This window comes from Stenotrophomonas sp. TWI1409 (genome assembly GCF_039673015.1).
Classification (GTDB): Bacteria; Pseudomonadota; Gammaproteobacteria; order Xanthomonadales; family Xanthomonadaceae; genus Stenotrophomonas; species Stenotrophomonas maltophilia_A.
This window is the reverse complement of record NZ_JBDJKU010000058.1, coordinates 1-25,546: the sequence shown is the minus strand read 5'-3', so window position 1 is coordinate 25,546 and position 25,546 is coordinate 1. Positions and strand designations below refer to the sequence as shown.

Annotated in this window: 21 protein-coding genes; 9 read left to right on the top strand and 12 right to left on the bottom strand. The window is 67.1% G+C overall.

All coding sequences use genetic code 11. The features are described 5' to 3' along the window. Window positions 1–291: 291 nt before the first annotated feature. The 3 genes from ABE423_RS16515 to ABE423_RS16505 are packed head-to-tail and all read left to right on the top strand — an operon-like array spanning window position 292 to window position 7,588. Window positions 292–1,458 (top strand): MdtA/MuxA family multidrug efflux RND transporter periplasmic adaptor subunit, encoded by a 1,167-nt coding sequence (locus tag ABE423_RS16515; protein ID WP_006396352.1) that lies wholly within the window; start codon window positions 292–294, stop codon window positions 1,456–1,458. Further along, complete coding sequence (locus ABE423_RS16510; RefSeq protein WP_346486781.1) at window positions 1,455–4,532, top strand: multidrug efflux RND transporter permease subunit; 3,078 nt, start codon at window positions 1,455–1,457, stop codon at window positions 4,530–4,532. Before ABE423_RS16515 ends, ABE423_RS16510 begins: the two co-directional genes overlap by 4 nt. Beyond that, window positions 4,529–7,588 (top strand): efflux RND transporter permease subunit, encoded by a 3,060-nt coding sequence (locus tag ABE423_RS16505; RefSeq protein WP_346486780.1) that lies wholly within the window; start codon window positions 4,529–4,531, stop codon window positions 7,586–7,588. The genes ABE423_RS16510 and ABE423_RS16505 overlap by 4 nt, the downstream gene beginning before the upstream one ends. A 43-nt stretch (window positions 7,589–7,631) precedes the next feature. On the opposite strand, the gene ABE423_RS16500 is transcribed toward ABE423_RS16505, so the two are convergent. The 8 genes from ABE423_RS16500 to ABE423_RS16465 form a co-directional block, all read right to left on the bottom strand. Continuing rightward, window positions 7,632–7,943 (bottom strand): DUF5076 domain-containing protein, encoded by a 312-nt coding sequence (locus ABE423_RS16500; RefSeq protein ID WP_080356512.1) that lies wholly within the window; start codon window positions 7,941–7,943, stop codon window positions 7,632–7,634. Between the two features lie 452 nt (window positions 7,944–8,395). Beyond that, complete coding sequence (locus ABE423_RS16495; RefSeq protein ID WP_346486777.1) at window positions 8,396–9,469, bottom strand: 3-deoxy-7-phosphoheptulonate synthase; 1,074 nt, start codon at window positions 9,467–9,469, stop codon at window positions 8,396–8,398. Window positions 9,470–9,764: 295 nt separating this feature from the next. Then, window positions 9,765–10,022: a hypothetical protein gene (locus ABE423_RS16490; RefSeq protein ID WP_005414620.1), complete on the bottom strand. Its 258-nt coding sequence runs from the start codon at window positions 10,020–10,022 to the stop codon at window positions 9,765–9,767. A 112-nt stretch (window positions 10,023–10,134) separates the two neighbouring features. Beyond that, entirely contained in the window at window positions 10,135–10,473 is a 339-nt protein-coding gene (locus tag ABE423_RS16485; RefSeq protein WP_088027429.1) for a DUF6616 family protein, read from the bottom strand. An 18-nt stretch (window positions 10,474–10,491) separates the two neighbouring features. After that, window positions 10,492–11,268: a DNA alkylation repair protein gene (locus tag ABE423_RS16480; RefSeq protein ID WP_346486775.1), complete on the bottom strand. Its 777-nt coding sequence runs from the start codon at window positions 11,266–11,268 to the stop codon at window positions 10,492–10,494. Continuing rightward, window positions 11,265–11,765, bottom strand: coding sequence for a MarR family transcriptional regulator (locus tag ABE423_RS16475; protein ID WP_329893335.1), 501 nt, complete (start codon window positions 11,763–11,765; stop codon window positions 11,265–11,267). The genes ABE423_RS16480 and ABE423_RS16475 overlap by 4 nt, the downstream gene beginning before the upstream one ends. A gap of 72 nt (window positions 11,766–11,837) precedes the next feature. Then, the gene (locus ABE423_RS16470) at window positions 11,838–13,136 is read right to left on the bottom strand and encodes an ATP-binding protein (RefSeq protein WP_125426967.1); all 1,299 of its coding nucleotides are present in this window, start codon (window positions 13,134–13,136) and stop codon (window positions 11,838–11,840) included. Between the two features lie 32 nt (window positions 13,137–13,168). Beyond that, the gene (locus ABE423_RS16465; RefSeq protein WP_346486772.1) at window positions 13,169–13,876 is read right to left on the bottom strand and encodes a response regulator transcription factor; all 708 of its coding nucleotides are present in this window, start codon (window positions 13,874–13,876) and stop codon (window positions 13,169–13,171) included. Between the two features lie 106 nt (window positions 13,877–13,982). Here ABE423_RS16465 and ABE423_RS16460 point away from each other — a divergent pair, with 106 nt between their 5' ends. After that, window positions 13,983–14,909: a pepsin/retropepsin-like aspartic protease family protein gene (locus ABE423_RS16460; RefSeq protein ID WP_346486770.1), complete on the top strand. Its 927-nt coding sequence runs from the start codon at window positions 13,983–13,985 to the stop codon at window positions 14,907–14,909. 25 nt (window positions 14,910–14,934) lie between these two features. Here the strand turns inward: ABE423_RS16460 and ABE423_RS16455 are convergent, their stop codons facing one another. Both ABE423_RS16455 and ABE423_RS16450 read right to left on the bottom strand, forming a co-directional pair. Continuing rightward, window positions 14,935–15,963 (bottom strand): LLM class oxidoreductase, encoded by a 1,029-nt coding sequence (locus ABE423_RS16455; protein WP_346486768.1) that lies wholly within the window; start codon window positions 15,961–15,963, stop codon window positions 14,935–14,937. A gap of 13 nt (window positions 15,964–15,976) precedes the next feature. After that, window positions 15,977–16,612: a glutathione S-transferase family protein gene (locus ABE423_RS16450; protein WP_346486766.1), complete on the bottom strand. Its 636-nt coding sequence runs from the start codon at window positions 16,610–16,612 to the stop codon at window positions 15,977–15,979. 245 nt (window positions 16,613–16,857) lie between these two features. Between ABE423_RS16450 and ABE423_RS16445 the strand changes: the two genes are divergently transcribed. After that, window positions 16,858–17,781, top strand: coding sequence for a LysR substrate-binding domain-containing protein (locus ABE423_RS16445; RefSeq protein ID WP_125892155.1), 924 nt, complete (start codon window positions 16,858–16,860; stop codon window positions 17,779–17,781). Between the two features lie 88 nt (window positions 17,782–17,869). Here ABE423_RS16445 and groL read toward each other — a convergent pair whose 3' ends face one another. Further along, window positions 17,870–19,519: a chaperonin GroEL gene (gene groL, locus ABE423_RS16440; protein ID WP_014038666.1), complete on the bottom strand. Its 1,650-nt coding sequence runs from the start codon at window positions 19,517–19,519 to the stop codon at window positions 17,870–17,872. A gap of 81 nt (window positions 19,520–19,600) precedes the next feature. Next, a complete protein-coding gene (locus ABE423_RS16435) occupies window positions 19,601–19,888 on the bottom strand; it encodes a co-chaperone GroES (protein WP_006396661.1) in 288 nt (95 codons plus the stop codon). Between the two features lie 351 nt (window positions 19,889–20,239). On the opposite strand from ABE423_RS16435, the gene ABE423_RS16430 reads away from it, so the two are divergent. The 4 genes from ABE423_RS16430 to ABE423_RS16415 all read left to right on the top strand — a co-directional run bounded on the left by ABE423_RS16430 (window position 20,240) and on the right by ABE423_RS16415 (window position 25,375). Next, complete coding sequence (locus ABE423_RS16430) at window positions 20,240–22,030, top strand: endonuclease (protein ID WP_125892153.1); 1,791 nt, start codon at window positions 20,240–20,242, stop codon at window positions 22,028–22,030. A gap of 68 nt (window positions 22,031–22,098) precedes the next feature. After that, complete coding sequence (gene cutA / locus ABE423_RS16425; protein ID WP_006396762.1) at window positions 22,099–22,437, top strand: divalent-cation tolerance protein CutA; 339 nt, start codon at window positions 22,099–22,101, stop codon at window positions 22,435–22,437. Beyond that, complete coding sequence (locus ABE423_RS16420) at window positions 22,434–24,815, top strand: protein-disulfide reductase DsbD (protein ID WP_125892151.1); 2,382 nt, start codon at window positions 22,434–22,436, stop codon at window positions 24,813–24,815. Before cutA ends, ABE423_RS16420 begins: the two co-directional genes overlap by 4 nt. After that, a complete protein-coding gene (locus ABE423_RS16415) occupies window positions 24,812–25,375 on the top strand; it encodes a TlpA disulfide reductase family protein (protein WP_107433205.1) in 564 nt (187 codons plus the stop codon). Before ABE423_RS16420 ends, ABE423_RS16415 begins: the two co-directional genes overlap by 4 nt. Window positions 25,376–25,546 lie beyond the last annotated feature (171 nt).

Below are 25,546 nucleotides of genomic sequence, written 5' to 3'. Positions count from 1 at the left end.
TGGTGTGTGGGCGTGGGCCCCCGCCCGCCCGCCCCCCCCCCCCCCCCCCCCCCCCACCCTGGCCCGGGCGGGCCCCCCCCCCCCCCGCCACTACCGCTTGCGTTGCATGACGTTGGTCATGCGGCATTGGCCGGGGTGATTGGCTACCATTGTCGCCCCGTCGCTGCTGCGACGGCATCCAGCCACGCCGCGCCCGCGGCCCCGCCAGACACTCCCTCCCCGCTGCCCGTGATGCCGTGAACGCACCGACGGGCCCGCATGTCCCTGCGCGCGCAGGGCGCAGGATGCCCCATGTCTGTCGCCGAAAATTCCCGTTTCCGTCGTGCCCGCCTGTTGTGGGCGGTGCTGGCCATTGCCCTCGCCGCCCTTTTGGCGTGGTGGCTGTGGCCCCGGAATGGCGCCGGCAGCAGCGACGATGCGCCGGGCAAGACGGTGCCGGTACGCGTGGCGCGTGCCAGCGCCGAGCCGCTGGTGCTGCGCCTGAAGGCGGTCGGTACGGTCACCCCGCTGCACAGCGTGGTGGTACGCAGCCGCGTGGATGGCGAACTGCTGCGGCTGCATTTCCAGGAAGGCCAGCAGGTGAAGGCCGGCGATCTGCTGGCGCAGATCGACCCGCGCCCGTATGAAGTGAAGCTGGCACAGGCCCAGGGTACCCAGCAGCAGAATCTGGCCGAGCTGGAAAACGCCGAGCGCCAGCTGCAGCGCTACCGCGAACTGCAGAAGCAGAACTACGTGTCCGGGCAGGAACTGAGCGACCAGCAGAGCAAGGTGCGCCAGCTGCAGGGCCGCCGCCTCAGCGATCAGGCGTCTGTTGATGAAGCGCGCCTGCAGCTGCAGTACACCCGCATCACCGCGCCGGTCAGTGGCCGCGTCGGGCTGCGCCGGTTGGACGTGGGCAACCTGGTGCGCGCCAGCGATGCCGAAGGCCTGGTGACGCTGGCGCAGACCGCGCCGATCAGCGTGCTGTTCACCGTGCCCGAACCCGAGCTGCCTGCGCTGCTCGATGCCGTGCAGGCGCAACCGGCACTGGCGGTGGAAACCTGGGACCGCGAAGAACGCCGGCAGCTGGCCCGCGGCTCGCTGTCCAGCGTCGACAACCGCATCGATACCACCACCGGCACGTTGAAACTGCGTGCGCACTTCGACAACCACGATCTGGCGCTGTTCCCCAACCAGTTCGTCAACGTCCGCCTGCAGCTGGGCGAGCAGCCCGCGCTGCTGATTCCCGATGCCGCCGTGCAGTTCGGCAGCCAGGGCAACTACGTGCATATCGTCGACAAGGACAGCAAGGCACAACGCCGCACCGTGGTGCTCGGTCCAGCCGATGATGGACGCGTGGCCGTGCGCTCCGGGCTGGCCGCAGGGGACAAGGTGGTGATCGAAGGCATCGACGGGCTGGAAGACGGCACGGCGGTGGAGATCATCACCGAGGAGGCCGCGACCAAGGCCGGCGCATGAACCTCTCGCGCCCGTTCATCCTGCGCCCGGTCGCAACGACTCTCCTGATGGTGGCGCTGCTGCTGTCCGGCGTGCTGGCCTATCGCCTGCTGCCGGTGGCGGCGCTGCCGCAGGTCGATTACCCGATCATCCAGATCACCACGCTGTATCCGGGGGCCAGCCCCGAACTGACCACACGCACCATCACCGCACCGCTGGAGCGCCAGCTCGGGCAGATTCCCGGCCTGAAACAACTGTCGTCGACCAGTTCCGGTGGCGCCTCGGTCATTACCCTGCAGTTCGGGCTGGAGGTGTCGCTGGGTGTGGCCGAGCAGGACGTGCAGGCCGCCATCAACGCGGCGGGCAGCTTCCTGCCCGACGACCTGCCGGTGCCGCCGGTGTACCGCAAGGTCAACCCCGCCGACACCCCCATCCTGACCTTGGCGGTTACCTCGCAAGGCCTGTCGCTGCCGCAGGTGCACGATCTGGTGGATACGCGCATTGCCCAGCGCCTGGCGCAGTTGCCCGGCGTCGGCCTGGTCAGCCTGGCCGGTGGCCAGCGCCCGGCGGTGCGCATCCAGGTCAATCCAGCGGCGCTGGCCGCCAACAACCTGGGCATGGACCACATCCGCACCGCCATCGCCGCCGCCAACGTCAACCTGCCCAAGGGCAGTTTCGACGGCCCGATCCGCGCGGTGATGCTCGATGCCAACGATCAGATGCGCAGCGTGGATGAGTACCGTGCCCTGGTACTGGCCTGGCGCGACGGCGCACCGCTGCGGCTGGGCGATGTAGCCACCATTACCGATGGCGCCGAGAACCGGCAGCTGGCCGCCTGGAGCGGTACCACGCCGGCAGTGCTGGTGAACATCCAGCGCCAGCCCGGCGCCAACGTGATCGCCGTGGTCGAGCAGGTGCGTACGCTGCTGCCGCAGCTGCAGGCCACGCTGCCCGCCGGCGTGCAGATGAATGTACTGAGCGACCGTACCGAATCGATCCGCGCGTCGGTGCGCGGCGTGCAGAAAGAACTAGTACTGGCCATCGGCCTGGTAGTGCTGGTCACCTGGGTGTTCCTGCGCAATCTGCCGGCCACGCTCATTCCCAGCGTCGCGGTACCGCTGTCGCTCATCGGCACCTTTGCGGTGATGCTGCTGGCCGGCTACTCGCTCAACAACCTCACGCTGATGGCGCTGACCATCGCCACCGGCTTCGTGGTGGACGATGCCATCGTGATGCTGGAGAACATCGCCCGCCATCTGGAGGAAGGTGAAAGCCCCCGCGATGCAGCGCTGAAAGGCGCAGCCGAGATCGGCTTCACCCTGGTGTCGCTGACTGTTTCGCTGATCGCGGTGCTGATCCCGCTGCTGTTCATGGCCGGCCTGGTGGGTGCACTGTTCCATGAGTTCGCAGTGACACTGGCTGTAGCCATCGGCATTTCGCTGGTGGTCTCGCTGACGCTGACGCCGATGCTGTGCGCGCGGTTCCTGAAGCCGCACGCGAAGACTGCACATGCGCCCGATGTCTTCGACCGCGTCATCGGCCTCTACGACCGCCAGCTGCGCTGGGTGCTGCAGCGCCAGCCGCTGATGCTGCTGGCCACCGTTGCCACCCTCGCACTGACCGTGGCGCTGTACTTCGCCGTGCCCAAGGGCTTCTTCCCGGTGCAGGATGCCGGCCTGGTGCAGGGCATCAGCGAGGCACCACAGGCGATCTCGTTCCAGGCCATGCGCGAGCGCCAGCAGGCGCTGTCCACGGCCATCGAAGCAGACCCGGCGGTGGCCAGTGTGTCCTCCTACATCGGCGTGGACGGCAACAACGCCACGCTCAATACCGGCCGCCTGCTGATCGAGCTGAAACCGCACGGCGACCGCGATAGCGCCGCCGTAGTGATGGCGCGCCTGCAACAGCGCGTGTCGAAGATCCCCGGCATCACCCTGTACCTGCAGCCGGTACAGGAGCTGGGCATCGAAGACCGCATCAGCCGCACCCAGTACCAGTTCACCCTGACCACGCCGGATCTTGAAACACTGGAACGCTGGACCCCGAAGCTGCTGCAGGCGCTACGCCAGCAACCTGCACTGCGCGATGTCGCCAGCGATCTGCAGATGCAGGGCCGGCAGGCGCGCGTGGCGATCGACCGCGATGCGGCGGCGCGCCTGGGCGTAAGCGTGGAAGCAGTAGCCGATGCGCTGTACGACGCCTATGGGCAGCGCCAGATTTCGACCATCTTCACCCAGGCCAGCCAGTACCGGGTGGTGCTGGAGGCCGATCCTTCACGACAGCCCGGGCCGGAGGCGATCACGGGCCTGCGTGTGCGCAGCAGCAGTGGGCAGACCGTGCCGCTGGGTGCGGTGGCACGCGTGGATCTGGGCCCGACCGCCCTGCTGCGCAACCATGTCGGCCAGTTCCCGGCGGCCACGCTGTCGTTCAACCTTGCCCCGGGTGCTTCGCTGGGCGAAGCGGTGGAGGCTGTGCACGCCGCGCGCGCACAGGTGAACCTGCCGCAGAGCATCGAACTTCGCCTGCAGGGTGCCGCAGCGGCCTTCAGCAGCTCGCTGTCGTCCACACTGTGGCTGATCCTGGCCGCGGTGGTGGTGATGTACATCGTGCTGGGCGTGCTCTACGAGAGCTTCATCCACCCCATCACCATCCTCTCCACCCTGCCCTCGGCCACCGTCGGTGCGTTGGCGGCACTGTGGGTAAGCGGACGCAGCCTGGACCTGATCGCGGTGATCGGCATCGTGCTGCTGATCGGCCTGGTGAAGAAGAACGCGATCATGATGATCGACTTCGCGCTGGACGCGCAGCGCACACGCGGCATGTCACCGCGCGAGGCGATCCATCAGGCCGCGCTGCTGCGCTTCCGGCCGATCCTGATGACCACGCTGGCCGCGCTGTTCGGCGCAGTGCCGCTGATGCTGGCCAGCGGTTCCGGCGCCGAGCTGCGGCAGCCACTGGGCTGGGTGATGGTAGGGGGGCTGCTGGTCAGCCAGGTACTGACCCTGTTCACCACGCCGGTGATCTACCTGGCCTTTGATCGCCTGCAGCGTGGCCGTGCGACGTCCCCGGTGGCCGTTGACGAGGCGAGCGCGTGACCCCCATCGCGCGCCTGGCGCAGGCCTGCGTGCAGCGCCCGGTAGCGACGATCCTGCTGGCGGTGGCGCTGGTGCTGGCCGGCCTGCTGGCATTGCGCCTGTTGCCGGTGGCGCCGCTGCCACAGGTCGATTACCCGGCCATTGAAGTCAGTGCCAGCCTGCCCGGCGCCTCGCCCGAGTCGATGGCAGCCACCGTCGCCACGCCGCTGGAGCGCGCACTGGGCAGCCTGCCCGGCATCTCACGCATCGACTCGGCCAGCACCCAGGGCCAGACCCAGATCGAACTGAAGTTCGTACTCGGCCGCGACATCGATGAGGCAGCGCGTGAAGTGCAGGCCGCCATCAATCTTGCACGCGGGCAGTTGCCCAGTGGCATGCCCGGCATGCCGCAGTACCGCAAGGTCAATCCCTCACAGGCACCGATCCTGGCGCTGGCACTGACCTCGGACACGCGTTCGCCAGGCCAGCTGTATGACCTGGCCTCCACCGTGCTGGCGCAGAAGCTGTCGCAGGTGCCGGGCGTGGGCGAAGTGCAGGTGGGCGGCAGCGCCTTGCCCGCCGTGCGTGTATCGCTGGACCCGAATGCACTGAACCATGCAGGCCTGGCACTGGAGGACGTGGCCCAGGCCATCGGCCGCGCCAACGCCATGCGCCCGCTGGGTGCCGTGGGCGATGACCGCCAGCAGTGGCAGCTGGAAGCGCCGCTGCAGCTGCGCCAGGCCGCGCAGTACCGCGAACTGGCTCTGAAGGTCAGCGACGACCGCACGCTGCGGCTGGGCGATGTCGCCGCCGTTGCCGATGGCGTGGAAGACCGTTACGCCAGCGGCTTCCACAACGAACGCCCCGCCGTGCTGCTGATCGTCAGCCGCCAACCCGGCGCCAACATCATCGCCACCGTTGATGCCATCCAGGCGCAGCTACCGCAACTGCATGCGCTGTTGCCCTCCGGCGTGGACATGCGGCTGGTGATGGACCGCTCGCCGGTGATCCGCGCCACCCTGCACGAAGCAGAGCTCACGCTGGTGCTGGCGATCGTGCTGGTGGTGCTGGTGGTGCTCGGCTTCCTCGGCCACTGGCGTGCAGCGTTGGTGCCCAGCGTGGCCATTCCGGTGGTGCTGTTCGGCACGCTGGCGCTGATCGCGCTGATGGGCTTCTCACTCAATACGCTTTCATTGATGGCGCTGATCGTCGCCGCCGTGCTGGTGGTGGACGATGCCATCGTGGTGCTGGAGAACATCGCCCGCCATCGCGAACTGGGCGCCGACCGCTGGCAGGCGGCAGTACGGGGTGCATCGGAAGTCGGTGCCACGCTGCTGTCGATGAACGTTGCACTGGCCGTGGTGTTCGTCTCCATCCTGTTCCTGGACGACTTCGTCGAACGCCTGTTCCGCGAATTCTCGTTGACCCTGGTGGCGGCCATGACGGTCTCCGTGCTGGTCGCGCTGAGCCTGGTGCCGATGCTGTGTGCACGATTGTTCGTGGATGCCGCGCAGCAACCCTCGCGCTGGCAGCGGGGCAGCAATGCGCTGTTCGAACGTGTGCGCAGCGCCTACCTGCGCACGCTTCAGGCCAGCCTGCGCCGGCTGCGCTGGCCGTTGCTGGCCTTCGTTGCAGTCATCGCGCTTAACACGTGGCTGTTCCAGCAGGTGCCCAAGGGCATCGTGCCCAAGCAGGACACCGCGCAGCTGCGCGGCTTCGCGCGCGGCGATGACGGCCTGTCCTTCCAGGCCATGCAACCGAAGATCGATGCGTACAGGAAGCTGTTGCTGTCCGATCCGGCCATCGAGGACATCATCGGCTACATCGGTGGCAGCAACGGGGTCAACAACGCCTTCATCATGATCAAGATGAAGCCGCTGGCCGAGCGCAAGGTGTCCAGCCAACAGGTGATCGACCGCCTGCGCGCGCGGCTGCCCAAGCTGCCCGGCGGCAATCTCTATCTGTGGGTGGACCAGGACATCCGCCTGGAGGGCGCCGGCAGCAGCGGCAAGTACGAGTTCCAGCTGCTGTCGGCCGATACAGCACCACTGCGCGAATGGGCGCCGAAGGTGGCGGCCGCGCTGCGTGGCCTGCCCGAACTGGTGGACGTGGAAGCACAGGGTGAAGCGGGCATGCGCCAGGTGGTGCTGGATATCGACCGCGAAGCAGCCGCGCGCCACGGCGTGGACCTGCGCACCGTCGCCAACATGCTCAACAACTCCTTCAGCCAGCGCCAGGTCGCCACGCTGTACGACAGCCTCAACCAGTACCGCGTGGTGATGGAGCTGGACCCGAAGCACACCCAGGACCCGGGCACGCTGTCACGACTGCAGGTGATCGATGGCAACGGCCAGCGCATTCCGCTGTCGAGCATCGCCAGCTGGCGCTATGGCATGGCACCGGACCGGGTGTACCACAGCGAGCAGTTCGCCTCGATCTGGATCGAGTTCGCGCTGGCACCGGGGGTGGGCCTGGAACAGGCCACGCAGGCGATCGATGGTGCGATGGCGAAACTGATGCTTCCGCGTTCGGTCCAGGGAAAACTGTCCGGTGAAGCCGGCGGGCTGGATCAGCTGCGCGCGCGCCAGCTATGGCTGGTGCTGGGCGCCACGCTGGCGGTCTACCTGGTGCTGGGCATCCTCTACGAGAGCTTCCTGCAGCCGCTGGTGATCCTGTCCACCCTGCCTTCGGCCGGTGTCGGCGCGCTGCTGGCGTTGTGGCTGTTCGGCAACGAACTGAACCTGATCGCCCTGCTCGGCCTGTTCCTGCTGGTGGGCGTGGTGATGAAGAACACCATCCTGCTGGTGGATTTCGCGCTGGCCGGCGAGCGGCGCGGGCTGAGCGCGCAGGATTCAGTGATGGAAGCCGCGCGGTTGCGCCTGCGGCCGATCCTGATGACCTCGCTGGCGGCGCTGCTGGGCACGCTGCCGCTGATGCTGGCCAACGGCGAAGGCTGGGAGCTGCGGCAACCGCTGGGCATTGCGATTGTCGGCGGCTTGCTGGTCAGCCAGTGGCTGACGCTGTACACGACCCCGGCGATGTATCTGGCCTTGGCGAGGATTCGGGCGAAGCGGTGAATGTGGGGCGGGGAATTCATCCACGCGTGGCGTGGATCTACCGTCAATGCCGCACGACGAACCCGCCGGACCGGCCGCTGGATGGCGCCTGCAGCTCCTCGTTGAAGGCTGCCTTGATGGCCTCGACCACCACGTCACGGTCCATGCCCTCACTGGTCACCAGCGCGTCGGCAACGTGCTGGGCAACGTCGGCAAGAATTCGCCCCCAGGCACGTTCTTCGCGGATGTCGGGGCGATCCTCGTACAGCCCCACTTTCAATGATGCATGCAACCCGCGCTCAGCGATCCACACGCGAATCATCTCGACCGAAGATTCGTCGCGTTGGGCAGCTTCAGGGATGATCAGTTCTTTCATGGCGGCAGCCGCAAGGAGAAGTGATCGCATTGTGGCCCACATCCATGCATGGCGTGGATCTACTGCGGACCTTGAGTAGAGTCGAGCTTGCTCGACTGCCGTTGGTGCACGTTTTTCCGCAGTCGAGCAAGCTCGACTCTACGTGTCCAAGGCGGATCATCGCACTGTGCGGACTGGACCACTTGGCGTGCCGGGTGCGACCCGACGGGCCCGCGACAAATGTGGCCTCCAGCGGGTCGTAGCCGTCATTGCCGGGGACGGCGAATCGTCCACGCATGGCGTGGATCTACTGCCACCCCGGCGATGTACCTGGCGCTGTCGCTCATGCGCAGCGCCAGGCGCATCGCCGGTGCAGATGGGCCGGTCTCCAACTCCGACCGGCCCTGATCGCGGCCGCACCCCCGCAGGCGCTGGCCGCCATCCACACACGTGCCGCACTCAGGCGGCTTCCATCAAGCTGCTTCGGACACCTTCACGTCGCGACGGGCGCGCACGGCCGCAGCCAGTCGCTCCAGCACCGTGACGGTGGTGTCCCAGTCGATGCAGCCATCGGTGATGCTCTGCCCGTAGATCAGCGGCTGGCCTTCCACCAGTTCCTGGCGGCCACCGACCAGATGGCTCTCGATCATCACGCCAACGATGCGCTGCTCGCCGTCTTCCAGCTGAACGGCGATGTCGTCGATCACCTTCGGCTGGTTCTCCGGGTTCTTCAGGCTGTTGGCATGGCTGGCGTCGATCATCAGACGCGTCGGCAGCTTCGCCTTGGCCAGCACCTGGCAGGCCTCAGCAACACTGCCTGCGTCGTAGTTCGGCTGCTTGCCGCCGCGCAGGATCACATGGCAATCCGGGTTGCCGGTGGTCGACACGATGGCGGTACCGCCCTGCTTGGTGACCGACAGGAAGTGATGCGGATTGGACGCGGCACCCACCGCGTCAGCGGCGATCTTCACGTTGCCATCGGTGCCGTTCTTGAAGCCGACCGGGCACGACAGCCCCGACGCCAGCTCGCGATGCACCTGGCTTTCGGTAGTGCGTGCGCCGATCGCGCCCCATGCCACCAGGTCGGCGATGTACTGCGGCGAGATCACGTCGAGGAATTCGACACCGGCCGGCAGGCCGAGTTTGTTGATGTCGCGCAGCAGGCCGCGGGCGATGCGCAGGCCCTTGTCGATCCTGAAGCTGCCGTCCAGGTCCGGGTCGTTGATCAGGCCCTTCCAGCCCACCGTGGTGCGCGGCTTCTCGAAGTACACGCGCATGACGATTTCCAGTTCTCCGGCCAGCGCGTCACGCAGCGGCTTCAGGCGCTGGGCGTACTCGATGGCGGCCTTCGGGTCGTGGATCGAGCACGGGCCAACCACCACCGCCAGGCGGTCGTCACGGCCATGCAGGATCTGGTGCAGGGCCGCGCGCGAGGCGCTGACGGTGTCGGAGGCTTCATCGTCACAGGGCAGCATCGCCAGCAGCTGGGCAGGCGGTGTCAGCGGTTCGATGGTGCGGATACGCAGGTCGTCGGTGTGCGGGGGCATTGCAGGAGATCTCCGGAACGTTGGGGGTCCCCAGCGTGGCGGCATGAAAAAAGCCGCCAGGTTCGCTGGCGGCTTTCGGGAATGCGTCTGAAGCTTTCTTCAGGGTGAGCGCAGTCCTTCCTCCGCCAGTGGCTTCGGAAAGTAATACCAGTAAAAGCTGGTGGGGGCTGCGTTCATGGGATCTATTGATAGCACAGCTTTTGCGCAGTGCAAAATGTTTCATCCGCAACTGGGGACGCGGTTCAGCGAGGTGCGCACCAGCCATGCCTACGCGGCGGCAGCCACGCGAAGTTGCTCATTTACCATGCACTTCCACGTCCAGCAGCAGGCCCTCATGGATGTCGGCCCAGCGCTCCAGCACGCGATCCAGTTCCTGCCGGGCTTCGTCCAGCTGCTCGGGGTTGAGCAGGGAACGCGCGGTGTAGAGGTCGGAAACCAACCGCCGCAGGGCCGATTCCGGGATGGCCACCGACGGCCCCTCCAGGCCCGGCAACTGCAACGCCGGGCTGTCGCCAAGAGGGCCGAACAGCGTGACCTGGAGCGTGCTCTGCATGATCAACTTCCCTGCGGATGGACATGGGCAATGCACTGTTTACCGTGTCTGGGTGACAGGCGCATGTGCCTCCCATGCCGAGGCCCGGGATCTGCCGGCGTCTGCCGCCCCGCTACAGGGCGGCCAGGTCGGCCAGGTGCTGGGCCATGCTGTCCATCGCGCCTACCGCATGGGTGGTGGTGAAGTACGCATGCCAGCCGGTCGCGGCGATGCCGGCCACCAGCGCATCGACCTCCTCGCGGCTTGCACAGCGCCAGACCGCATAGAACTGCTCATCGCTGCCGTGCGGTACGCCCGTGGCAATGCGGCCCATCGCCAGCGGCGTGATGCGGGCTGGATCGAACTGCTGCATGCCGGCGCCAATACGGGCGAAGAAGGCATTCCGCTGCTCGGGTGGGAGTGTGGTCCAGGCAGGTGTGGCGGTGTAGAGCTCGATGAAGGTATGGGACATGAGGTTCTTCCTTGAGGTTTACGAGGTTGCGGGGTTGGCGGCCAGCGGCCGGCCCAACCGGAACGAGCGCAGTGCGCGTTTGCGGATGTAGGCGTTGGCGTCGCTGTGGCGCTCGTGCTGCCAACGCGTGCACAGCTCGCGCAGCCACTGCGGCTGAGTCTTGCCGGCGTCATTGAGCCAGTTGCCGACCGAATCCTGCACATAGCGTTCCGGGTCGTCAGCCAGTGCTTCCAACATGGGTAATGCAAGTTCCGGATGCTGCTTGAACAGTGCGATATGCGTGGCCCAGACACCGCGTGGGCGCAGCGCTTCACAGGCAAAGCGGCGCAGGTACGGCGATGTTTCCTGTGTCCAGGGTTGCAGGTACTCAAGCGCCTGCATCGGCGCGGCAACGATGTCCGTGCGTAGCGCCAGCCACGCCCATTCGCGCACACCGAAGTGTGGGTCATCGGCCAGCGTGCGCATCTGCTGCAGCTTCTCTGCCAACGTTGCGCGGGCATCGCTGCCGACCAGATAGCAGGCCCAGCCACGCACGGTATCGGAGCTGTGATCCTGCCAGAACTCAGGCGCACCCTGCCCCGCCTCACGCAGCAGTTGCGCGGCCAAGGCCATGCGCAGCGTGATGCCCTTGCCTGAGGCATCCCGCATGCGTTGCAGCGCTTCCGGTGCAAGCTCAGGCGCCACCACCTGCAGCAACGCGGCGAAATCCACTGCCAGGCATTCGGCCAGATGGGTGGTGGCAACGCGACCGGTGTTGAGTTCATGCAGGCGTTGCGCCGCAATCGCCGGGCTCATGCTGCAGACTCTCGTCCAGCATCGGTGTGCTGCCAGACCTTGTGCAGCAACCGCGACAGCTGCTGCTGTTCATCGGTATCCAGACCATTGAACAGGCCACCGATCCACTGTGTGTGCTGGTCAAACAGTGTCTCGGCCAAGCGTTTTCCCCGTGCGGTCAATACGATCTGCAGGCGACGGCCATCCTCAGCATCGCTGCGACGCTGCAGCAGTTCTTCGCGCTGCAGGCCATCGAGCAGGCCGCTGATGGTGGCGCGGGTGACGCCTGCGCGTTCGGCCAGCTCGTGGGGCGGTAGCGTGCCACCGGCCCCATGCAGCAGGAACAGCACGATGAAGCGACCCTCACTGAGCCCGTGTGGCGCCAGCCGGGTGGCGCAATCGTGGTCGATGGACGACGACAACGACAGCAGCTGGAAGCACAGGCGCAGCTGCGCGACGTTGGCGTGGCCGCGTCGCTTCGCCTCATCCATCAGGGCATGGTGCTTGGCTTCGATCATCATCCATACCTATATGATTAGGCGCCTAATCATAAATCGAAAGAGCGGTGCCGCGTCAATCCGTACGTGCTGTCAGGGAGCCGTCCCCAGCAGCAGGCGGGCGATCAATCCACCGCCATCACGCTGCAGCAGCTGCAGTTCACCTGCATGCCGCCGTGCCACGTTGGCCGCCACTGCCAGCCCAAGTCCCGCTCCGCCAGTGGCGCGACTGCGCGAACTCTCGCTGCGCTGGAACGGTTGCAGCACGCGTACACGGTCGCCCTCGGCGATGCCCGGACCGCGGTCCATCACATCCAGTTGCGCCCCGCGCCCCACCACCGCGACCCGCAGTTCCACTGCGCCGGCATAGCGAGCGGCGTTGTCGATGAGGTTGTCGATCGCCCGCCGCAGCAGGAGCGCATCGCCCTGCCAAGGCAGCACGTCAGGTCCCTCGGCGGAGATATCGATGCCGCGCAGGAGAGCACTCTGCACGCACTCTTCCAGCAACGCCGCCAGGTCAAGCTGCCGCAACTCCAGCGGTTGCAGTTCGCCGCGTGCGTAGTCGAGCACCTGCTCGATCATCGTATCCATGCGTTCGATGTCGGCCACCATCCGTGCGGCCTGTGCCGGTGGTGCGAACTCCGCACGCAGGCGCAGGCCGGTCAGCGGCGTGCGCAGGTCGTGCGCTACAGCAGCCAGCATGCGGGTCATGTCCTGTGCCTGTTCGCGCAGCCGCCCACGACCCGCGCTGATCGCCGCAGCCAGCACCTGCACTTCGCGCGGGCCGTCATCCGGCAAGGGTGTATCGGCCTGCAGATCCACACGTGCACTGGCTTCGGCCAAGCGTCGCAACGGGCGCCCCAAGCGGATTGACGCCCATGCTGCCAACGGCGCCAGCAGTACGGCACCGCCCAGCAGGGCAAGCACCACCTGGCGGCGCCAGGCCGCCAGATCGCTGTGATCGCTGCCCACCACCCGCCAACGGCCATCGGCCTGGCGCACGCCCAGTTCGAACGGCGGCCATTGCATGGCGGTCAGCACTGCTGACTGCGCCTTCAGTACGCCGGCCCGCGCCGTGGCATCCAGCACCGCGCCACCTTCGATGATCTGCACATCGGGCGCCTTGCCTTGTCCACTCCATACCAGCCGAACATCCTCCACCGGCGAGCCCAGCTGCAGCGCCGCCAGCTGCGTAAGCCAATCGCTGGCGCTGCCTTGCGGCGGCGCTGCCTGCGTCGCCAGATGCAGGCCCAGCGACGCCGGCGTCTGTTCCCCCCGCAGCACCTGCGTGGCCTGGTCCAACCGCATCGGCGGCGGCGCGGGGCGTGGCATCCAGCCCACCACCGCGACGCTGACCAGGGTGGCCAGCAACAGGCTGGCCAGGGCCAGCACCGCGATCCAGCGCGCAGTGGACCAGCGGGTATTCACAGCACCTGGACCTCGGTACCGAAGCGATAGCCTTCCCCGCGCAGTGTCTGCACCAGGGCTTCAGCGCCGGGCACTGCGTGTCCCAGCTTGCGGCGCAATCGGCTGATCGCCAGATCAATGGCACGATCAACGCTGTCGCTGGGTTCGCCGTGCATCAGCTGCAGCAACTGCTCGCGGCCGAGCACCCGCCCGGGGCGCTCGGCTAGCACCAGCAGCAGGGAAAATTCACCACGGCTCAAGGCCAGCTCAGCGCCATCCGGCGTGATCAGGCGGCGCTGCCCAGGAAGCAACCGCCATCCAGAAAAGCGCAGCTCGTTGGCCACCTGCTCACGCAGCTTGTGCTGGCGGCGCAACAGCGCCCGCACCCGTGCCAGCAGCTCACGCGGATCAAACGGTTTGGCCAGGTAGTCGTCTGCCCCCATCTCCAGACCGACCACCCGGTCCGGCGCGCTGCCCATCGCCGACAGCATCAGGATCGGGATCGCCCGCGCCTGCAGCCGGCGGCAGACCGACAGGCCATCCTCGCCGGGCATCATCCAGTCGAGGATGATCACGTCCGGGCGCTCGGCCTGCAGCAGCACATCCAACGCCGCCGCACCGCCCGCCACCCGCACATCGTAGCCATGCAGCTGCAGGCAGTCGGCGATGGCATCACGGATGCTGGCGTCGTCATCGACAACGATGACCCGGGCGGGAGCGTTCATGGGGTCAGTATCGGGCCGTTGTGTATCAGGACGGTATCAGCGCCGATATTCCCGCGATACGCCAGGGCGCGCCAATGGTCGTCATCGATCACTACGGAGATGCGCCTTGCGCCTCACCCTGCTTCCCCTGCTTGCCCTCCCGCTGCCTGCGCTGGCAGGCGATGCCCCCGAACACGTGCTGCCGATGTGGATGCAGGGCGGGCATCCGGCCGTGGCCGTCTCGCTGGACGGGCGTGCGGAGCCGTTGCGCTTCGTGGTCGACAGTGCAGCCGGTGCGACCCTGGTGGATGACCGCGTGGCCCGGCGCTATGGTCTGGAAGACGCCGATGCGGCGGTGTCGCATGCGCAAGGCGCCAGTGCGAAGGCGGCCCAGCTGCGACGGATGCGCACCACGTCCTGGCGGCTGGGCAGCTGGCAGCTGCAGGCCAGTGGCGTTCAGGCCGATCTGTCCTCGTTGGCGAAGGATGATGAGGCGGTCATTGATGGCCTGGTCGGCAATGACCTGACCGGACGCTGGGATACCCGCTGGGACTTCGGCCGCAATGAGCTCGCGCTGTGGACCCCGGGCCGGCTCGCGCTGGATGGAAACGGGTGCCAGGCCAACGCACTGCCGGATCGCAAGGCTGGATTGCGCCACTTCGGTTTCATCACGGTGGCACTGGGTGATGCCGGTGTGGAAGCCATCGCCGTGGTCGATACCGGCGCGGCGCAGACCGTGCTCAATGCCGAAGCCGCACGCGCATTGGGCGTGCGCACCGACAGCAGCGACCAGCGCGTGCGTGTTCGCGGGAAAGGCACTGAAGGCCTGGGTGGCGGAAGGCAGGCCACCTGGCTGTACACCCTGCCCAGCATGACCAGCGCTGGCTGGCGACATCCCCAGATGGAAGTACGGATCAGCGAGCTGCCGGTATTCAAGGCCATTGGCCTGGAGGCACGGCCGGCGCTGATCCTCGGTGCCGATGCAATGCGCGGCGGCCAGGTGGACATCGGTGCCGGCGCCGCACGGATCTGCCTGCGTCGGCCGGCCAACTGAGCAGCGGCCGGCGCCTGCGAACGTGCTACCAGTCCATCACCTTCGGCGCCGGCCCCGGATGCGACGGGAACAGCGGCAGCACCTCCTCCGCCAACTCCTGCAGCACGTCGCCGGCAGGACGCGCGGCGAACTGGATACCCAGCGCCGCGTGATTCACGCCGGCGCGCTGCCAGGCCTGCAGCAGGTCGATGAGGCCCTTGCGGCCGGTGCGCAGGGTATAGCCCCCTTGCAACGGCATGCGTGGATGATCCGGATCGTCCACCAGGTCGATCCATTCGTTGGTCATGTGCGGACGGAAGCCGCCGTCCGGAATCAGCGCGCGCCAGGCGCCGATCTTCGCGGCCAGCCGCTGCGGACCAGCGTTGTCATGGGTGGCCTCTGGGTAGGTCAGCCAGCCATCGGCATGCTGGCCGATCCATTCCAGTGGCTGGCGCGCGCCACCGGTGACGATCAGCGGAACGCGGCCACTGACCGTGGGCGGCAGCAACTGCACGCCCTGCCCGGCACCGGCATGTGTCATCCGTCCATCCGTGCCCGGTTGCAGCCAACGGCGCATCTCGTTCATTGCGGTGGCAAAACGCTCTCCGCGCGCCGCGTGCTCCAGTCCATAGGCCGGGAACTCCAGCGGTCGATCACCGGACGCCACACCCATCACCAGCCGCCCACCGGACAGCTGATCGATCGACGCCGCGGCCTTGGCCAGATCGATCGGATGGCGCAGTGGCAGCACCACGCTGCCGGTGGCCAGGGCCACGCGCTGTGTGCGCGCTGCCAGCCACGCAAGGTAGGTGAATGGATCGAACAGCTGCCCCGCATCGCCGAACAACGGATCGAACAGCGGTACGTCACGCACCCATACCGCAGCGAAGCCATGGCGGTCGATCTCCTCCACCAGCCGCGCCTGGCCCTGCAGCACGGCCATGTCGCCCTGGTAGAAGCGCAGCGGCAGGTAGATGCCCAGGGTCAGCGCGTCGGCGCGGAACATGCGCTGGTAGCCCGGGTGCGTGGCAAAGACCGGCGCCGACGCGCCCGGCACTGCAATGGAATCGTTCATATGCGTCGCCTCCTTACGGTCCGGTGGCCGGCTCGGGCAGCTGCACGCCGCGCTGTACCGCAGGGCGTGCGGCAACCCGTGCGTACCACGCATCCAGATGGCGATGCCGCGACAAATCGATGTCGATGATGCGGGCGATGTGCAGCCAGCCGAAGTGGGCGATGTCGGCAATCGAGTAGTGATCGCCAGCCAACCACTCGCGTCCCTGCAGGCGCTGGTCGAGTACGCCGAACAGCTCGTCGCTCAGGCGGCGGTAGCGTTCGATTGCCGCGGAATCGGGCTGTTGTGCGAAGTGCTCGAAATGCACGCGCTGGCCGAGGATCGGGCCGACGCTGGCGGCATGGAACATCAGCCAGGTCAGCGTCTCCCAGCGTGCAGCCGGTTCGGAAGGCAGCAACGCATTGCCCTGTTCGGCCAGGTATATCAGGATCGCCGCCGATTCGAAGACAACGATGCCGCGCGCGCGATCTTCCAGCACGGGAATGCGGCCATGCGGGTTGAGCCGCAGGAAGTCGGGATGGCGATGTTCGCCATCGGCGATGTGGACGTGGTGAAGGCGATAGGGAAGACCCAGCTCTTCCAGTGCGATGGTGGCCTTGAAGCCATTGGGAGAACTGTCGGAGTACAGGTGCAGCGAAGGTTCGTTCATGGGAATCCTGGACGCAGGGAGCGACGGCATGCACCGGCCGTTGAAGGTGGCCGGGCGATGCGGGAACGGGCGCTGCAGCAGCCGTGCAGGCAGTCTAGGAAAGGCCTGCGTCGCGGGGAAACGATGTCTTCTGCACGGGGAGTTGAGCGGGGCTCAACGTGCGCGACGCGCGCGCGACAGCCTGCAGTGCGGTCGATATGCTGTCGCAGCGCGGCGCGTGCCGACGCGGTTACAGGAGAGTTGAGATGGGTGCGGTGCTGCCGCTGCTGGGCCTGCGGGCCTTCGTTGAAACCGGCCGACATGGCAGCCTGACCGCCGCCGCCGATGCGATGGGGGTGACACCTGGTGCAATCAGCCAGCAGCTTCGACAGCTGCAGGAGCGGCTGGGCGTGAGCCTGTTCGACCGCACCCGGCATGGCGTGGTGCTCAGTGCAGCCGGCGCGCGCGTGTATCCGGAGCTGCTGCAGGCCTTCGATCAGATCGCACAGAGCCTGCAGACACTCGAACGCTGGGAAACACGGTGCACGCTACGCATCAGCGCGGCACCGAGCTTCGCCGCACAGTGGTTGGCGCCGCGACTGGGCGGGTTCAGTGCGTTGCATCCGCAGGTGGACGTGCAGCTGGACTCGAGCGCGGCGTTGGTCGACCTGCGCCGCGACGGCGTGGACATCGCGATCCGTCATGGACTGGGCCGCTACCCTGGCCTGCATGCCGAGCATCTTCTGGCGCCGGTACTGCTGCCGGTGGCCAGTCCAGCATTGTTGGCCGGCGCACCGACGGTCAGCTCGGTACAGGATTGCCTGCAGCTGCCGCTGCTGCAGGACGCCGACCGCAGCGACTGGCGGCTGTGGTTCCAGGCACTGGATCTGCCCGTCGATGAACGACTGGAGCGCGGCCCTGCGTTCGATGACGACCTGTTGCTGATCCGCGCGGCGGTGGCCGGGCAAGGCATCGCCCTGGTGCGCGACATCCACGCGGCCGAAGAACTCGCCAATGGCCGGCTGCAGGTGGTGATCGACCAGCCCTGGCCACAGGCCTTCGCCTACTACGCGGTGACGCGTGCGGACGGCGAGGCCAACGCGGCGATACCTGCTTTCATGACCTGGTTGCATGCAGCATTGATGACGCCGCAGGAAGCAGGCACACACACCCTGCAGGACGCAGGATGAGCCGCTCGGAAAGCGATGCCGTTGCGGCCGGCCACAAAAAAACCCCGCCTTGCGGCGGGGTTTTTCATTGCGGGGCGAACGTGGGGACTTAGAAGTCCATGCCGCCCATGCCACCCATGCCGCCCATGCCACCGGCGCCACCCATGGCCGGCTCGTCCTTCTTCGGAGCTTCGGCAACCATGGCTTCGGTGGTGATCATCAGGCCAGCGATCGAAGCTGCGTTCTGCAGCGCCGAACGGGTCACCTTGGTCGGGTCCAGGATGCCGAACTGCAGCATGTCACCGAACTCGCCGGTGGCGGCGTTGTAGCCGAAGCTGCCGGTGCCTTCCTTGACCTTGTTGATGATGACCGACGGTTCTTCACCGGCGTTGGCCACGATTTCGCGCAACGGGGCTTCCATCGCGCGCAGGGCGATCTGGATGCCGTGGTTCTGGTCTTCGTTGGCACCCTTCAGGCCGGCCAGTGCGGTGACCGCACGGACCAGGGCCACGCCGCCGCCCGGGACCACGCCTTCTTCAACGGCTGCACGGGTAGCGTGCAGGGCGTCGTCGACGCGATCCTTCTTTTCCTTCATTTCGATTTCGGTCGAAGCACCGACCTTGATCACGGCAACGCCACCGGCCAGCTTGGCCACGCGTTCCTGCAGCTTCTCGCGGTCGTAATCCGAGGAGGTGTCCTGGATCTGGGTCTTGATCTGGCCGACGCGTGCGTCGACGGCAGCCTTGTCACCCACGCCATCGATGATGGTGGTGTTTTCCTTGGAGACCTGCACCTTCTTGGCGCGGCCCAGGTCCTTGATGGTGGCCTTTTCCAGCGACAGGCCCACTTCTTCGGAGATCACGGTGCCGCCGGTCAGCACGGCCATGTCTTCCAGCATCGCCTTGCGACGGTCGCCGAAGCCCGGAGCCTTGACGGCCACGACCTTGACGATGCCACGGATGGTGTTGACCACCAGGGTCGCCAGCGCTTCGCCTTCAACTTCTTCGGCAACGATCAGCAGCGGCTTGCCGGCCTTGGCGACGCCTTCCAGCACCGGCAGCAGGTCACGGACGTTGGAGATCTTCTTGTCGTGCAACAGGATGAACGGGTCATCCAGGTCAGCGGTCTGCGACTGCTGGTTGTTGATGAAGTACGGGGACAGGTAGCCGCGGTCGAACTGCATGCCCTTGACCACGTCCAGCTCGTTGTCCAGGCCCGAGCCTTCTTCAACGGTGATCACGCCTTCCTTGCCGACTTCCTTCATCGCGTCAGCGATGATCTGGCCGATCGACTCGTCCGAGTTGGCCGAGATGGTACCGACCTGGGCAATCGCCTTGTCGTCGGCGGTCGGCTTGGAGATGGTCTTCAGCTCGGCAACGGCGGCCACGACGGCCTTGTCGATACCACGCTTGAGGTCCATCGGGTTCATGCCGGCGGCAACGGCCTTGGCGCCTTCGCGGATCAGGGCCTGGGCCAGCACGGTGGCGGTGGTGGTGCCGTCGCCGGCGTCGTCGTTGGTGCGCGAAGCAACTTCCTTCACCATCTGCGCGCCCATGTTCTCGAACTTGTCAGCCAGTTCGATTTCCTTGGCGACGGACACGCCGTCCTTGGTGATGGTCGGCGCGCCGAAGCTCTTTTCCAGCACGACGTTGCGGCCCTTCGGGCCCAGGGTGGCCTTGACGGCATTGGCGAGAACGTTGACGCCGCGCACCATGCGCGAACGGGCGTCTTCACCGAAACGAATATCCTTGGCAGCCATTGCGATTACCTCGATGTTTGCACCGGGCCGGGCCCGGCGACGAAAGGGGATGTCTTACAGAAAAGCAGGTCGCGCCGAGGCTCAGCCGATGACGGCGAGCACGTCGTCTTCGCGCAGGACCTTGTACTCGACGCCTTCGCTCTTGTACGAGCTGCCGGCGTACTGGCCGTAGATGACCTTGTCGCCGACCTTCAGCGACGGCGCGCGCACGCTGCCGTTGTCCAGCGGCTTGCCCGGGCCGACGGCCACGACTTCACCCTTGGTGGACTTTTCCTTGGCCGAATCCGGAATGACGATGCCACCGGCGGAGATTTCGTCGGCTTCGATCGGCTTGACCACAACGCGGTCGTGCAGCGGCTTGATGCTCATGAGAGACCTCTTAAGTTATTGATTGGTCTAAAAAAGTCCGGCGATGTTAGCAGTCGCACCAGACGAGTGCCAGCAACGCGCGTGAAAAAGCCCGACAAGTCGGGAGCACGACAGAGATGGAGACCTCCACAGACCTTTCAAGGGCTGATCCCGAAATTTTTCTCGGGACCGGGAAACCTGCCTCCCTGCGTGGACGCCTGTATAGGGATGCAGTGCGGCAAGCCAAGGGGGCAAGGGGTGCTATTTAGTGATAGATGTCCCACTGTCAGATATCTGACGTTCATTTACGACAAAGTGTCACTGGATCGGCCTTAGGCTCGGCCGCGCATTCCCAATCACAAGGAGTAGTCGATGCGATTGCTGTCCCCGCTTGCCGCCGCCTGCCTGCTGGCGCTGGCCGCCGCGCCGGCCCAGGCCGAGGTCTTCATCAACGAACTGCATTACGACGACAGCACCGCCGCCGGTGACGTCGGCGAAGCCATCGAAGTGGTCGCTACCGCGGGCGAGGACCTGTCCGGCTACCGCCTCCACCTCTACAACGGCAGCAATCCTTCGGCGGCCACGGTCTACGCCAACAACCCGGTCCCGGCCGGCACCGCCGCGGGTTGCGGCAGCGCCACCCTGGCCGTGGTCAGCTACCCGACCAACGGCCTGCAGAACGGTCCGAACGACGGCATCGCCCTGGTCGATGCCAGCGGCAAGGTGGTCCAGTTCCTCAGCTACGAGGGCGCCATCACCGCCTCCGGTGGCCCTGCCGCCGGCATGACCAGCCAGAACATTCCGGTGGCCGAGACCAACAGCACGGCCCCGGGCACCTCGCTTCAGCTTACCGGCAGTGGCAGCCAGTACGCCCACTTCACCTGGGCCGAATCGGCCAAGCAGACGTTTGGCAGCTGCAACAACGGCCAGACCTTCAGCGGGGGTGGCACCCCGGGCCCGAACACGCCGCCGTCGGTGTCCACCACCACCCCGGCGCAGGGCAGCAGCACCTTCCCGGCTGCCGCCGACCTGGAAGTGGTGTTCAGCGAGACGGTGAACCTGGCCAGTGGCGCCTTCGCCCTGAGCTGCGGCACCTCCGGCAGCGTGCCGCTGACCTACCCGGCCAGCGGCCGCAGCGTGAAGCTGTCCACCAACACCGCGCTGGTGGCCGGTGAAGCCTGCCGCTTCGACATCCGCGCCGCGCGCATCACCGACCTGCAGGGCGCACACCCGGCTGCCGACAGCCGCATCGCCTTCACCGTGGCAACCACCGGCGGCAATCCGGACCCGGGCAACCCCGGCGTGCCGGCCGGTTACTACTCCAGGGTCAACACCAGCAGCCCCAGCCAGCTTCGCTGCTCGCTGCACGCCACCATCAAGGGCCACACCGCCTACCCGTACAGCGGCTCGGGCACCAGTACGTGGACCATCCTGGAAATCGCCGACGAGGATCCGAACAACAGCGGCAGGATCCTGGATGCGTACCGCAACCGCAGCTACGCCAAGGTGACCGACCGCGCCGGCAGCGGCAGTGGCCTGAAGTACAACCGCGAGCACACCTGGCCGAACTCGCTGGGCTTTGCCAGCACCACCGGTGACAAGGGCCTGCCTTACGCGCCGTACACCGACACCCACATGCTGTACCTGACCGATGCGCAGTGGAACGCCGACCGTGGCAACAAGCCGTTCGGCAAGTGCGACGCCAACTGCGGCGAGCGCGCCACCGAGGCCAACAACGGCCAGGGCGGCGGCAGCGGCGGCTACCCGGGCAACTCCAACTGGGTGCGCACGCCGGACGGTAACACCGGCACCTTCGAGGTGTGGGGCAAGCGCAAGGGCGACATGGCGCGTGCGGTGATGTACATGGCGATCCGCTACGAGGGCGGCAAGGATGCGGCCACCGGCCAGTCCGAGCCGGACCTGGAGCTGACCGACGACCGCAGCAGGATCGTCAAGACCAGCAGTTCGCCGGCCTACATGGGCCTGCTCTCGACGCTGATCGACTGGCACCTGTCCGATCCGCCGGATGATGCCGAGCGTGCCCGCAACGACGTGATCTACAGCTTCCAGGGCAACCGCAACCCGTTCATCGACCACCCCGAGTGGGCCACCCCGGCCCTGTTCACCTCGGCCAAGCCGGCCACCTGCCAGCTGGCCAACTGACCGCGCAACGCAGCGGTCCATTGCCGCCGCCGGGCCCTGACCCGGCGGCGGCCCTATACTCGACGGTCATGTCGACCGTCGATCCCGTCCTGCTGCTGTTGACCACCTGCCCGGACCGGGCCAGTGCCGAGCGCATCGCGCACGCGCTTGTTGGCGAGCGCCTGGCCGCGTGCGTCACACGGCTGGAGGGCGCGCAGTCGACCTACCGCTGGCAGGGCGAGGTCACTACCGACACCGAACTGCAGCTGCTGGTGAAGACCACCGCGAGCCGCGTCGATGACGCAATCGCCCGGATCGTCGAACTGCATCCGTATGAACTCCCGGAGTGCATCGCGGTCGAAACCCGGGCCGGCCTGCCGGCGTATCTGGACTGGATCCGGGCACAGACCCGGGAGGACACTGATTGAAGACTTTGTTTGCGCGTGGCGCCGCCCTGTGCGCCCTGTTGTGGCTCTCGCTGCCGGCCTTCGCGCTGGATGAGAAGGACCTGCTGCCGGTGGACCAGGCGTTCGCGCTGACAGCGACCGCCCCCGAACGCGGCCAGGTGCAGCTGCAGTTCAAGATCGCGCCGGGCTACTACCTGTATCGCCACCGCACCAGCGTCAAGGCCGACCCGGCCTTCAACGCCGGCGCGCTGCAGATGCCCAAGGGCGACAAGCACCACGACGATTTCTTCGGCGAGGTTGAAACCTATCGCGAGCGGCTGCAGGCCACCCTGCCCGGCACGCCGACCGACGCCGCCGGCACCATCAGCCTGGAAGTGCGTTACCAGGGCTGCGCCGATGCCGGTGTCTGCTACCCGCCGCAGAAGCGCGTGGTGCAGGTCACCCTGCCCGGTGCCGGTGCACAGGCCAACGCCCCGGCTGCACGCACCGGTGCGGCCAGCCCGTTCAACAACCCGCTGGCCGGTGCCGGCAACAGCGGCGGCCTGCGCCTGCCGGGTGCGGCCAGCAACAGCCAGGCGCTGCCGCTGCCGTCGGAGCAGGCGTTCGGCTTCGACGCCATCGCCAGCGACGGCAATACCCTGCTGCTGCGCTTCAGCCCGGCACCGGGCTACTACCTGTATCGCGACCGCACCTCGCTGAAGCTGGAAGGCAGCACCGGTGTGCTGGCCGACAAGCCGCGCTGGCCGGCCGCGCAGTCGCATCGCGACGAGCACTTCGGCGATGTCTCGGTCTACTTCAACCAGGTGGAAGTGCCGCTGCCGCTGCGCCGCTCCGTCGCCGATGCGGTCGACAGCACCCTGGTGGTGACCTTCCAGGGCTGCCAGACCGATGGCATCTGCTACCCGCCGATGACCCGCCGGGTGAAGCTGTCCATTCCGGCCGGGAAGGTCAGCAGCAGCGCCGACCAGGCGCCACCGCGCAATGAAGTGATCAGCCCGCTGCCCGCTGCCAACGGCGCACCACGCGAAGCCGCCAACGGCGCACCGCTGCGCCTGCTGCCAACCGTGCCCAATACGGATGCAACGGCCCCTGCTGCAGGTGACGGCACCGCCAGCCGTGAGTTCGCCGCCGATGCACAGGGTGACAACGCGCTGCGCACGCGACCGCCGGTGACCACGCCGAATCCGGACCGTTCGTTCGTATGGGTCCTGCTGCTGGCGCTGGCCGGTGGCCTGGTACTGAACCTGATGCCCTGCGTGCTGCCGATCCTGTCGCTGAAGGTCCTGAGCCTGGCGCAGAGCGGCGAAAGCCCGCAGCGCGCGCGCAGCCATGCCCTCTGGTACACGCTGGGCGTACTGGTCGCGTTCGCGGTGATCGGTGCGTTGATGGTTGGCCTGCGCGCGATCGGCAACGCCGTCGGCATCGGCTTCCAGCTGCAGCACCCGGGCGTGGTGGCGGCGCTGGCCTACATCATGTTCGCGGTGGGCCTGAGCCTGTCCGGCGTGTTCACACTGGGCGGCGGCATCGGCAACCTCGGCCAGTCGCTGGCCAGCCGCAGTGGCCCGGCCGGTGATTTCTTCACCGGTGCGCTGGCCTGCGTGGTCGGCAGTGCCTGCGTCGGCCCGTTCATGGGCGGCGCGATTGCCTACGCGTTCATTGCCCCGCCGCTGAAGGCGATGACCGTGTTCCTGTTCCTCGGCCTGGGCCTGGCGCTGCCGTTCCTGCTGATCGGCTTCGTGCCGGCGCTGGCGCGCCGCCTGCCCAAGCCGGGCCCGTGGATGGAAACGCTCAAGCACGTGCTGGCCTTCCCGATGTATGCCACCGTGCTGTGGCTGCTGTGGGTGCTGGGCAAGCAGCGCGGCGTGGACGGCATGGCGCTGGTGCTGGGTGGCCTACTGCTGCTGGCCTTCGGCCTGTGGCTGTTTGAACGCAACCGCTGGACCGGCTCGCGCGCCGTCACCCTGCTCGGCGTGCTGCTGGCGATCGGTGCACTGGTTCCGGCCTGGGGCGTGACCCAGCTGGCAGCGCCGGCGCGTGCCGCACAGGCGGCCACTGACAACGTGGTCGAATACTCGCCGCAGCTGCTGGATCGCCTGCGCGCCGACAACCGCGTGGTGTTCGTGAACATGACCGCCGACTGGTGCGTGAGCTGCAAGGCCAACGAGCGCGCCGTGCTGTCGCGCCCAGAGTTCAAGGAACTGCTCAAGCGCACCAACGCGGTGTACATGCGCGGTGACTACACCAACGTCGATCCGCAGATCACCACGTTCCTGGAAGAGCACAAGGCCGTGGGCGTGCCGCTGTACGTGGTGTACGGCCCCGGCGCACCGCCGACCGTGCTGCCGACCCTGCTGACCCAGGCGGTGGTCGAGGAAGCGCTGCTGCGCACCGCACGATGAAATGGCAACGGCCAGCGCTGCTGTGGACAGCGGTGCTGGCCGCCGGCCTCGGCCTGTGGGCCGGGCATCGATTGGCTCCCGCGCCGGCTGCGCCTGAGGCCATGCCAGCGGCGCCTGCGGTGGCGGCGGTGGCACCCGCCCTGCAGGTCGGCGACAGCCTGCCCGCGCTGTCGCTGCCCGATCTTGAAGGCCGACCGCTGGACCTGCGCCAGCACGCTACCGGCCGCCCGCTGTTGATCAATGTCTGGGCCAGCTGGTGCGCGCCCTGCGTTGAAGAAATGCCTGAACTGGCGCGCTTTGCCCACACCCAGGGCGACAACGGTGTGCAGGTTCTTGGCCTGGCGCTGGATACGCCGGAAGACGTGCGCGGTTTCCTGCAGCGGGTACCGGTGGATTACCCGATCGTGATCGAGACACCCGGGCCACGCGATGCCAGCGTGCAGCTGGGCAATACGCAGGGCCTGCTGCCCTACAGCGTGCTGTTCGATGCACAGGGCCGGCTGGTGAAGGCGAAGCTGGGACCGTTCGCCCACGGCGAGATCGACAGCTGGGTGAAGTGAGGGTTCGGCAGGGCTGCGCCCTGCACCTGCCGAGGCCACAGCAACAGCCAAAGCGGCCCTGCAGTGCTGAGAATTGGGCGGGGCGGTGTGAGGCTGCAGGACACGCCGTAAACCCGTCCATGGGGGCTCGATGGCGCCATCCATGGCGCCAACGGTCCTGCAGCCCCACAC